Consider the following 10,740-nt stretch of genomic DNA (forward strand, 5'->3'; position numbering starts at 1 on the left):
CGATCTCGATGTGCCGGGCGCGGCCGTCTGCCTCCCGCAGGCGGCCGTCGCTCGTCAGGCCGCTATCGACGATTCGACTTGGCCCATGGCGGCAAGCGTGTGATCCAGCGCGCCCTCAAGCTCGGCAAGGAGTAACTGATCGACTGTAGCGCCCGAAGCGAGCATTGTCTCGATCCGCTGGCAGATCGATGCCGCTCTCGCAGCACCTGCGCTGGAGCAGTTCGACTTCAAAGCGTGAATAAGCCGCTTCCCCTCCGGACCATCGGAGAGGATTTCAGCGGCCGCCACGCGATAGGCATCGAGCGCGCTTGCTCGAAACATCGCGAAGACCTTGCTGCGAATGTCCGCTCCAGTGCTCGTGCGGATGTTTTCGAACATCGCCATGGTCTCACTCGACAGAAGCGGCTCTTCCTCTTCGACCTCGACCGATACTTTGCTATCCGGTTGATCCCCTAACTCCAGATCCTGGAAAACTTTCGCGAGCTGAGCGATATTGAAGGGCTTGGCGAGATAACCGGTCATGCCCGCGTCTTTCCAGTCGCCGCTCTCCTTGCCCATGAGATGTCCGGTCAGCGCGATGACGAGAGTTGGCGACCGTGCCGCCTCCGCTTCAAAGGCGCGGATAGCCTTGGTCGCCTCGAACCCGTCCATGCCGGGCATGGAGCAGTCCATGAATATGACGTCGTAGGGTTTGACACGGACCTGCGCGATCGCATCCGGACCAGACTCGGCGAGATCGGCCTGGACGCCGAACGTCTTGAGGGCTTCCGCGAGAACCTCACGGTTTACGGCCACGTCGTCGACCGCTAGCACCCTGAGATGACGAAGGTTGGGAATATCGCTCGTGCCGTTGTCCCGACGGTCAAGGTCGACGATTGAGAGATCACCGTCCTCTATGGCTGCACAGACGAGGTCGAAGACAGATCTAGTGACTGGAAGAGGAACTTCTACGTTTACCGAAAGGCCGTCCGGAATAAACACTGACGTGGCTGCAAAAGGCCGGAGAAGGATGATAGGCGTCCCCGGCATGACATTGGAAAGATCGTAAGACGTGCCTGCCCGAATGAGGACGGCCCTGCAAGCGACGCCCGCCTCATCGAGAACGGAAATTCCCCGTCCTTCCAAGGCCTGCACGACAGATCGGCGCGTCACGGCGTCATCGTCGAACAGAGCAACCGCAAGTCCTTGGCGCACTGGGAGCCGATGCGCTGGTTTGGTGGTCTTGAACGGAACCGATACGATGAATTGCGACCCGTTACCAACTTGGCTTTTGACCTGGATCCTCCCCTTCATCAACTCTGTCAACTGTTTGGAGATCGACAGGCCAAGACCGGTTCCGCCGAACTTTCGCGTAATGCTGGAGTCGGCCTGCGAGAAGCGCGTGAAGATCCTGCCAATCTGGTCGGACGCGATGCCTATCCCCGTGTCCTCAACGGTAACAACGATCTGACCGTCGTCGGCGAGTTCCACCTTTATCGACACGCCTCCGGTTTCGGTAAACTTCAAACCGTTGTTCACAAGGTTGCTGACGATCTGTGTCAGGCGGACGGGATCACCGAGGACTTTGATCGGCACGTTGGGCGAGATGAAGATAGCAAGCGACAGCCCCTTCTCCCGCGCCCGCTCAGCGAAGAGACAGGCGACGTCCTCGATCACGGAGTCGATAGAAAACTCGATTTCCTCGAGTTCGATCTTTCCAGACTCGATCTTCGAGAAGTCGAGGATATCGTTGATGATGTGAACGAGGTTCTTTCCTGACCGTGTGATGATCTCCGCGTATCGTTGATGTCTTGGTGACAGTGGCGCCGCCGACAACATTTCGGCCATGACCATCATGCCGTTCATCGGGGTGCGGATTTCATGGCTCATCGTCGCAAGGAATGTCGACTTGGCCGCATTTGCCGCGTCTGCTTCATCCTTGGCAACTCTTAGCTCAACCGTTCGCGCGTCGACCGTTTCCTCCAGCGTCTCGCGATGCTGTTGGAGGAGACGATCACGCTCGTCGATATGCCCGAACATCTCGTTGAAGGCATCGACGAGGACCCCGACCTCGTCGTTGCGCTCTTTGTCGAGACGGCGCCTGAGATCGGACCTTTGCCCGATGTCGATGAACTGGTCCGTAAGATCTCTGAGTGGCCGGATCACGCGGGCAACGTTGAGCCTTGCCAGGTATGACGTTGCGCCGACGAGCAGGCCGCCGAAGAGGGCTGAGTAGAGAGCGGCGTCGAGGTACCGGTCGAGCAGGCCCTTCGCCTCCGCACGCATGAGGACCGATCCGACGGGGACCCCCGCATTTCTGACGTCGGCCGTAACCTCGATCTTCGTGGGGATCTCCCACCAAGCGTTGTTCTCTTTGCCAACAAGGCGGGCGCCACCTCCAATCTCAGCGACCACGCGCCCGGCCGGATCGAGCGCCGCGACGTAGGCCACCTCTGGCAGGTTGCGGACACCTCGGATGACCTCGAGTACCTTCCGCGCGTCCTGTTCGGCCACACCGTCGCTGGCAGCAGCGGCAAAGGCGAAGGCCGCAGCCTGGTAGCGCGACGTCTCCGCCTGCATCGACTGTCGAAAGTCTACGACGAGGAACCCGCCTACGCTGACACTGATGCCCGTCGCCACTGCCGCGATGACAATTTGCGATATGCGAGTCGAGATCGGACGGTCGAGCTTCATTTGGATCCTCTTTTTAAGCAGGATCGCAGAAACTTCTTAACCAAGCGGAATGGAACAATGTTCAATACTCACGTTTGTACGATTTCGCACTGACAAGAAGTAACAGGTTCTTATTCATTCCGGTATCTTCTCCATATCAGGAGACCTGCATGAAACATTCCCTGAGCTGCCTGATTGTCGATGACGACCCGATGTATGCCATGGTGGCCTCTAGCATCTTGTCCACACTTACCTCTGGACCAGTGCGAACCGCGCCGAACGGACGCGCTGGGCTGGCTGCGTTGTCAGGTGATGCGCCCGAAACGGATCTCGTCTTTCTTGACCTCAACATGCCGGATCTTGACGGCTTGGCGTTCATGCGCGGAGCGCACGAGGCGGGTTACGCAGGCAACATCGTCATTTCCAGCGGAGAAAGCCCGGCAGTGCTTCGTTCCGCCGAGGCCATGGGAAAATTGCTGGGTATCTCGGTCCTTGGGGTCCTTCGGAAGCCCCTGACGCTGGATGGTGTCGCAGCGATGCTCGCGAAGTCGGAGGAGACGCGGGCGCCATCGTCGACAAGGCTTGGAGCTCTAGTTGGCAAGGACTTCGAACTGACACCGTACTACCAACCTCAATACGATCTCGCGACGCTCAAAGTTGCAGGTTTCGAATCCCTGATCCGCTTGACTGCGAGGGACGGTCGCATTCACGGACCGTCGGAACTCTTTTCGTCGGTTAGCGGAGTAGAGGATCTGACAACTGTCTCCCTGGAGATTGCCGCAAAAGTCATGCGCGACTTCCAGACCTGGCCCGTTGTCCGGGCCCATGCCGATGTATCGATAAACTTCGATGCCTCCGTGCTCGAGCAGCCTTCCGTGGTCTCCCACCTTCAACAAGCAGTGGTTGACCTGAGCCTCGATCCTCATATCATTTGTCTCGAAGTTACGGAGAAATCCCTGCCCAAGGATCCCTCCCGGCTCGTGGAAGCTCTGACCCGATTAAGAATGACGGGCTTCAAGCTCTCGCTTGATGACTACGGTATGGGGGCGTCGAGCTTCGAGCTACTGCGGCTCTGTCCGTTCTCCGAGATCAAGGTCGACAGGTCGATCATCGAGGCATGTCCACGTGATAATGTGACACGCAAGTTCCTGCATGCCGTCGCAGGACTTGCCCGCGACCTGGAACTGGTCTCTGTCGCTGAAGGCGTCGAAAACCAAGAGGAACTCTCCGAAGTTCGTGCCGCAGGGATGGACCGCGTGCAGGGCTTTCTCTTCTCTCGACCGGTGCCTCCTCAAGCAGTTCACGAACTGATGAACCGTCCTAAGGCATGTTTCGCATGATTGAAGCTTCATTGCTCCCGGTTCTGCGCAGGCTCTTGGAATGCACACGTGGTCATATGGCCATGATGACTGGGATCCTGGCGCCGATGTTGATTGGCGTCGCGGGCGGCGCGATAGACGTAAGCGCATTCATGACTCACAAGACGGACCTGCAGGACATCGCCGACGCCTCGGCTCTTGGTGCGGCAAAGGAAGCATCTCTGAACGGCTGGTCGACCTCCGCTGCCGTTGCGATCGTTAACGGCTACCTCGAAGCGCATAAACGTTCTGGGGCCGAGGGTACGGTCGCTGCCAAGGTCGAAGTGGATCCCTTTAAGAAGCAGGTCACGGTGACCCTGGAGCAGGACCACCACCCATATTTCGTTGTCGGGTATTTCGTTGGAAGCCCGCAGATCCGGGTGTCATCGGCGGCTCAAACCAATAATAATACCAACATCTGCGTCATCGGGCTTGAGAAGGCTGACGCGGCAACGGTGTCGCTGGAGACAAATGCGGCGATCTCGGCACCAAAATGCTCTGTTTACTCAAACTCTCTGAGCACAAGCGGTCTCACATCAACCGGAAACGCCAACCTTGTTGCCCAACTCGCCTGCTCAGCCGGCGGTTTTGCCGGAGTGTCGAGAAACTATAACTACCAGAACCCTTTAACCGATTGCCCGGAAGTTGCCGACCCTCTTGCCTCTCGCGCTCCACCATCCGTCGGCTCTTGCCGGGAGACGGATGCCGACTATCAGCACTTCGTCGGAAATCTCCAGCCGGGGGTCTACTGCGGTGGCCTGACCATTCGCGCGTCGTCGGACGTATTCCTAAAGCCTGGTATATACATCATCAAGGACGGCCCACTGGTCATCGAATCCAGTTCTGTCGTTGAGGGCAAAGGAGTGGGCTTTTATTTTACGGGAAAAAATGCCGGCATGTTATTCGGAAGCAGCTCACAGGTCGACATCGAAGCCCCGGTCACTGGTCCGCTTGCCGGCCTCGTGACCTTTCAGGATCGCGCATCCGCTGAGACCGATTTCGTCATCACCAGCAACAAGGCTAGAAAGTTGCTCGGGACGATCTACCTCGCCAACGGCAATCTGATCGTCGACGCCAACAACAAGGTCGCCGACGCGTCAGCATATACAGCCATCGTGGTCCGGCGGCTTCGCCTCTCAAAGGGCCCGAACCTTGTCCTCAACACCGACTACAACAAGACGCTGGTTCCCGTTCCTGAGGGCGTCGGACCGCAAGCGACGACCGTCCATCTCCTCTATTGAGGAAATCGAACACGTCTTGCTGTCATGATGGACAACTTTCCCTGCGAGCCACCTCGCTCACGGAGCACGCGTGGCGACCTGTTCCTCAGGGATGAAGACCCGGCTGGTGGAAGTGCGCCCCGCGTCATGCATGAACACGAGGGCTGCGATCATCGCCGCCATAAGCAGCATAGTGCCGACTACCGGGAATGCCATCACCCGTTCCTTCTGTAATGATCTTGCCGTCCAATGAGCGGCCGTAATTGAACGGCCGCTCACAAGATCCTCATTGCTGCGAAAGCACCGAGTTGTTGCTCGTGGTGCTCTTCATCGGCTTCTGGCCCGGCACATGCGACATAGTCCGCGTGCTGCTTTCCAGCTCGCCGTCCCGCACCCGCGTCTTCGTCTGGGACTTGCTGAACGTACCCTTATCAATGGCCTGCGCCTTCGACTGGGCCCTGAGCTGGTTGGGGTTCTCGTTTACCTTCGTCTGGCTCTTTGCCTTGCCGTCTGCCGTGGCCGCGCTACCGCCGGACGCGATGGACGAAGTCGTTCCATCATCGGTGGCGCAAGCGCCTGCTGTCCCTAAAGTACTTGCCGACGTTCCGCCTGCGGCGGCACTTCCCCCGGAACCGACCGTTCCTGTGGCATTGCAGCCCTGAGCGTAGACGGGAGTGACCGAAAGCGCAGCCGCGACTGCCAATCCGGAGAAAAGAACATTCCTTTTCAATTTAGGTCTCCTCACTTGCTGGGTTTGGTGACGCTGCATGTACCGTCGGAACGTCGGGTCACGACCGAGCCGTCCGGACGCGTCAGGCTGGACATCGAAAATGCCTGATTGCCTGCAGTCCCTGTCGTGACCGACGATCCCGCACTCGCCGACGCTGAACCACTTCCAGAATTCATGGTCGTGATCTTGCCGTCGATGATCGTCGAGGACGTCACGCCGCCGTTGCCGGCTGTGATCGAAGTGGATGTTCCGCCTGCCGTGGAAGTGCCTTCGAGTACCGTGCAGGTCGTTCCATCGTCGAGCTTGATCGTCTCGGCGGCGAGCACTTGCCATGCTATGCAGACGATTAGGAACAAAGGAAGGGCGAACGCCACCGTCTTCAGTTTGGACAATGATGTCATGTTTCATCCTCCAGGATGATGGTCGACCGCTATCTGGAGCGGCCCACCATTTGAGTTAGCAGGAGCCGCCTTCCTTCTTGACCTGGCCGGTAGGACACTTCTTGTTGCTCACATCGTCCTGGGCGGCACCCGCTGCGCTACCGCCTGTACCGACAGAGCTGCTGGACTTTCCGCCGCCAGCAGAAGTGCCGCCGGTGCCAAGCGTCGATGCCGACCCGGAGCCGGAACCGGATCCCGCCGCAGAGCCACCCGTCCCTACGGAGCTGCTGGACTGACCGCCGCCCGCGGAAGTGCCGCCTGTCCCAAGCGTCGAGGCGGAGCCTGAGCCGCTACCGGAGCCAGCGGCCGAACCGCCCGTGCCGACAGAGCTGCTCGAAGTGCCGCCGCCTGCCGATGAGCCGCCAGTCCCAAGCGTCGACGCCGAACCAGAGCCGCAGTTGGCACTACCGGGGGTGCAATCCGAACCGGAGGACGATCCACCTGTCCCCACGGTGCTGCTCGAGGAGCCACCTCCAGCGGTCGTGCCACCGGTGCCGACGGTGCTGCTGGACTGAGCGTATGCCGTCATTGTGGTGCCAGCCAGAAGGGCTGCGGCAAGAGCCGCGCAATTGAAGATCCTCATCTCTAACTCCTTGGTTCCCTCTATGCTTCTGACTGTTCCTTGGGTGTCGAAGCTAGGGATCGAACACAGACCTTGACCCGCGGTTCCCACCACGGGACTTCAGTCCCACGGTGATAGGACCTTGGGCTGGGCCAGCCGTCTGCATCGGATCGATTTCAATATCCGGTCGCAAATCGACGACGAAACGTGGCAATCCATTCGAGAATTGCCGACGCTCGCACAAGAATGATTGCGTCGAACTACAGCGGCAAGAGCGAGGCTGTAGTACTACGAGTTTCGATGAGCCGCCTGTAATGCCGATCATGGTGGCGACCAAACCTGTGGACTTCCGCAAGAGTCATGATGGCTTAGCAGCGCTGGTGAAGAACGAACTGCACAAGGACCCGTTCACCGGAACGGTCTTCGTGTTCCGGTCACAAAGCGGACTGTTTGAAGCTGATCTATTGGGATGGCTCAAGGATCGTCATGGCCTACAAACGGCTGGAGGAGCACAACTTCACTTGGCCCGGCATCAAAGATGGGCTGATGACACTGCCCCATGCCCGGCTCGAAGCTCTGTTTGCAGGCCTCGATTGGCGGCGGGTTCATGCGGTCCAGACGAGGACGCCGGAGGTCGAAGACCTCCTGAAGCAGAACGGCGGCATCTATTCGAGCGGCCCCGACTGGTCCTCCTATGCCGTCCAGGACGGTCTGCTGATCACCGGCCAGAACCCAGGCTCCTCCGCCGAAACCGCCGGCATGCTGATCAACACCCTCCGGGGTGCCGAGGTCGCCTGAAGATCCTAAGAGGCGCCGGCGCTCGCCGACGCTTCCCTAGCAGCGGTAAACACCGTGTCGCGATTTTATTTCGCGCGCCTCCGGGATTATCGTCAGCGGAACATTTTTAAAGCGAACAACGTTAATGCGCGCCCGACAAATTCGCCGCAAGCCGCCTTTAGCCTATTACTGCCACCTGGAAGATGTTGCCGCTCTGATCCCCACGTGGCACAGAGGTTTTCGGCTGGCTACTTTAGTGAAAGCAGGACGTCATTTGAGCTACGATAGATCTTCCGTCGACCTGACGAACTGCGACCGGGAACCCATACATATTCCCGGCAGCATCCAGCCGCACGGGGCGATGATTGTCGTTGACGAGACGGGAACCGTCTCGTTCGTGTCGGAAAACATCCACGAGTTCCTTGGCGACACCAATCGGGAATATCCATTCTCAGAGCTCTCGGACGTCGTCGGACCGCAGATTGCACATGACGTCGCGAATGCCGTAGCACGCGCAGGAGCAGGACAGGTTGCCGGGGTCGTCCTAAAGGCTGATCTTGGAAATGGGCGGCAGGCCGACATCACCGTGCACCGGTACGACGGACGCACGTTTCTCGAGTTCGAGCACCCCGCTTCTCCTGAAGACACCGAGGTCGCGCTCCACCTGACGCAGTCGCTCGTCCGGCGCGTCGATGGCTACAAAGAGTTCGACCCGCTGTTCAAGGCGGTCGCGCGTCTCATCCGCGCAATGCTTGGCTACGACCGTGTCATGGTCTATCGTTTCCTGCACAATGGCGCTGGCCGCGTGGTGGCTGAAGCGAAGGAGCCCTCACTCGGCAGCTTCCTCGGGCAGCACTTTCCCGTCTCGGACATCCCTGTCCAGGCACGCAAGCTCTACGTCCGTAACTGGGTTCGGGTAATCGGCGACGCCTCGTTCGTCCCCGTCCCGCTGCAGCCGAAAATTCGCGATGGTGAACCTGCGGTGGACCTTTCTTTCGCGCATCTGCGAAGCGTCTCGGCGGTTCACTGCCAGTACCTCCAGAACATGGGGATCGCCGCCTCCATGTCGATCTCGATCGTTGTCGATGGGGAGCTTTGGGGCTTGATTGCTTGCCATCATAATACTCCGAAGACGCTGTCAATTCCGCTAAGGGTGGCGACGGAACTCTTCGCCCAATACTTCTCCCTACACGTCTCAACGATCGAACACCGGCAGCAAAAAGCTGCCGCGGCGGCGATCCGCGCGTGTCTCGACGGCATCATCTCGGGCGTGGATCCGAACGAGCCGGTCGAGGAAACCCTCAAGGCAAGGCTGCGGCAGTTCGCGTCGCTCATCGCAAGCGACGGCGCCGGTTTGTGGATACGGGGCGAATGGGCATCCTATGGCCTCACTCCTGCGGATGCCGCGGTGCCGGCACTGATGGATCTCGTCGCACGAAAGGCCGACCGCAACATCTGGGACACGCAGGACCTTCGCAAGGAAACGGGAAACGCGAAAGTCTATGGTGGACGAGTGGCGGGCATCCTGGCTATCCCAATTTCGGTCTCAGCACCCGACTATCTCGTCCTTTTCCGCAGCGAAGAGGCCCACGAGATCGAGTGGGCGGGCGAGCCTAAAAAGATCGAGGAGCAGGTGGCAGGGCTTGGTCCGCGTCTAACGCCTCGTGGCAGTTTCGACACCTGGAGAGAGGACGTCCGCAACAAGTCGCTTCCGTGGTCCGCCGCCGATCTCGTGGTAGCGGATTCTATCCGCGGGTATGTTCGCGACGTGATGCTGTCGCACAACGACGCGACCGAGGAACAGCGCGGCAAGGCGGAAGAACAGCGCAAGCTGCTGAACTCGGAATTGAATCATCGCGTGAAGAACATTCTCGCGCTCGTGAAGTCGATTGCGACACAGACAGGTGCCAACGCCGAGACGGTCAACGACTACGCAAAGTCTTTCGAAGGTCGCCTGCGAGCGCTCTCCTACGCCCACGACCAGTCATTCGCTGGTTCCGACGGTGGTGAACTAAGAACGCTCATTGACGCTGAAGCGGCCATGCATAGATTTAGCAAGATGCCGGATAGGATATCAATCTCTGGCACCACGATCGGGCTGACAGAGCGCGCGTTCGGCGTCTTTGCGCTTCTCCTGCATGAGATGATGACCAACGCTGCAAAGTACGGCAGCCTGTCGGTGCCATCGGGCCAGCTATCGATATCGTGGGCGATCCTGGAAAACGGCGACTGCGACATGAACTGGGTGGAGAGCGGCGGCCCGGCGGTGGCAGCGCCATCCCGCCGCGGCTTCGGATCTGAATTGATTGAACGGACAGTCTCGCACGACCTTGGCGGCGTCGTGGAACTAAACTTCGCTCCTTCAGGGCTGGAAGCACGCATCGTCATCCCTGCTCGACACCTGCATGCGGTTGCAGAGGCGGATGCACCGGAACGCGCAGAACCCTACACCGGCGCACAGATCCTCGAGGGCCTTCGAATTCTTCTCGTGGAAGATCAGTCGCTGATCGCGATGGATACCGAAGAACTACTGAGATCTATGGGAGCTGCCGACGTCGTGATCGCACCAGACGTCGAGGGGGCGCTGGCGCGGATCGCAAGAGAGGCGCCGGAATGCGCCGTGCTGGATCTTAACCTGGGCTCTTCGTCGTCTGAAGATGTAGCGGTGGAGCTCGAGCGGCTCAAGGTTCCCTATGTATTCGCGACCGGATACCGCGACAGCGTCCATATCCCCGACCGGTTTTCTGGGGTGCCGGTGGTGCGCAAGCCGGTTGCCGAGACCGCCCTCGCGGATGCCCTATCACGGGCGATTAATATCAACGCAGGGTAGTTCCAAGTTATGCGAGCTTTGGGCTCTCCGCCGAGATGACGCTTATACCAACCGTCATTGATCAGAACCCTTGTGCCCAGTTGCGCCTTCCGATCGACATTATCTTCCACGGTCGGTCCTGCAGTGTTCGCCAAGCGTAGCAGCAATGATCGACGATATCCTCGTATGACT

The 10,740-nt window shown here is 59.2% G+C and carries 8 protein-coding genes and 2 pseudogenes; 5 read left to right on the plus strand and 5 right to left on the minus strand.

The features are described from left to right. Positions 1-54 precede the first annotated feature (54 nt). Positions 55-2,673: an ATP-binding protein gene (locus KX729_RS29865; protein WP_219746105.1), complete on the minus strand. Its 2,619-nt coding sequence runs from the start codon at positions 2,671-2,673 to the stop codon at positions 55-57. A gap of 149 nt (positions 2,674-2,822) precedes the next feature. On the opposite strand from KX729_RS29865, the gene KX729_RS29870 reads away from it, so the two are divergent. Together KX729_RS29870 and KX729_RS29875 are read left to right on the plus strand one after the other, a co-directional pair. Further along, a complete protein-coding gene (locus KX729_RS29870) occupies positions 2,823-3,992 on the plus strand; it encodes an EAL domain-containing response regulator (protein WP_219746106.1) in 1,170 nt (389 codons plus the stop codon). 56 nt (positions 3,993-4,048) lie between these two features. Continuing rightward, positions 4,049-5,251 carry a pilus assembly protein TadG-related protein gene (locus tag KX729_RS29875; protein WP_219746107.1) on the plus strand — a complete coding sequence of 401 codons (1,203 nt, stop codon included), beginning with the start codon at positions 4,049-4,051 and terminating at the stop codon, positions 5,249-5,251. Between the two features lie 57 nt (positions 5,252-5,308). Here KX729_RS29875 and KX729_RS29880 read toward each other — a convergent pair whose 3' ends face one another. From KX729_RS29880 to KX729_RS29895, 4 genes are all read right to left on the minus strand, one after another. Continuing rightward, positions 5,309-5,446: a hypothetical protein gene (locus tag KX729_RS29880; RefSeq protein ID WP_219746108.1), complete on the minus strand. Its 138-nt coding sequence runs from the start codon at positions 5,444-5,446 to the stop codon at positions 5,309-5,311. 70 nt (positions 5,447-5,516) lie between these two features. Then, positions 5,517-5,960 (minus strand): hypothetical protein, encoded by a 444-nt coding sequence (locus KX729_RS29885; RefSeq protein WP_219746109.1) that lies wholly within the window; start codon positions 5,958-5,960, stop codon positions 5,517-5,519. A gap of 11 nt (positions 5,961-5,971) precedes the next feature. Beyond that, positions 5,972-6,361, minus strand: coding sequence for a hypothetical protein (locus tag KX729_RS29890; RefSeq protein ID WP_246617966.1), 390 nt, complete (start codon positions 6,359-6,361; stop codon positions 5,972-5,974). A 55-nt stretch (positions 6,362-6,416) separates the two neighbouring features. Next, positions 6,417-6,983 (minus strand): hypothetical protein, encoded by a 567-nt coding sequence (locus KX729_RS29895; protein ID WP_219746110.1) that lies wholly within the window; start codon positions 6,981-6,983, stop codon positions 6,417-6,419. Between the two features lie 302 nt (positions 6,984-7,285). Here KX729_RS29895 and tnpB point away from each other — a divergent pair. The 3 genes and pseudogenes from tnpB to KX729_RS29910 all read left to right on the plus strand — a co-directional run. Continuing rightward, positions 7,286-7,511, plus strand: a pseudogene (gene tnpB / locus KX729_RS33925) (IS66 family insertion sequence element accessory protein TnpB); the annotation flags it as partial. An 84-nt stretch (positions 7,512-7,595) separates the two neighbouring features. Further along, positions 7,596-7,760, plus strand: a pseudogene (locus KX729_RS33930) (type 1 glutamine amidotransferase domain-containing protein); the annotation flags it as partial. 253 nt (positions 7,761-8,013) lie between these two features. After that, positions 8,014-10,569 carry an HWE histidine kinase domain-containing protein gene (locus KX729_RS29910; RefSeq protein ID WP_246617967.1) on the plus strand — a complete coding sequence of 852 codons (2,556 nt, stop codon included), beginning with the start codon at positions 8,014-8,016 and terminating at the stop codon, positions 10,567-10,569. The last annotated feature ends 171 nt before the right edge of the window (positions 10,570-10,740 follow it).

Source organism: Neorhizobium populisoli (genome assembly GCF_019430945.1).
In the GTDB taxonomy this organism is placed as follows: domain Bacteria; phylum Pseudomonadota; class Alphaproteobacteria; order Rhizobiales; family Rhizobiaceae; genus Neorhizobium; species Neorhizobium populisoli.

Coding starts and splice junctions, on each gene's coding strand:
- KX729_RS29870 (WP_219746106.1), top strand. CDS start 2,823: ATGAAACATTCCCTGAGCTGCCTGATTGTCGATGACGACCCGATGTAT.
- KX729_RS29875 (WP_219746107.1), top strand. CDS start 4,049: ATGGCCATGATGACTGGGATCCTGGCGCCGATGTTGATTGGCGTCGCG.
- KX729_RS29865 (WP_219746105.1), bottom strand. CDS start 2,673: ATGAAGCTCGACCGTCCGATCTCGACTCGCATATCGCAAATTGTCATC.
- KX729_RS29880 (WP_219746108.1), bottom strand. CDS start 5,446: ATGGCATTCCCGGTAGTCGGCACTATGCTGCTTATGGCGGCGATGATC.
- KX729_RS29890 (WP_246617966.1), bottom strand. CDS start 6,361: ATGACATCATTGTCCAAACTGAAGACGGTGGCGTTCGCCCTTCCTTTG.
- KX729_RS29895 (WP_219746110.1), bottom strand. CDS start 6,983: ATGAGGATCTTCAATTGCGCGGCTCTTGCCGCAGCCCTTCTGGCTGGC.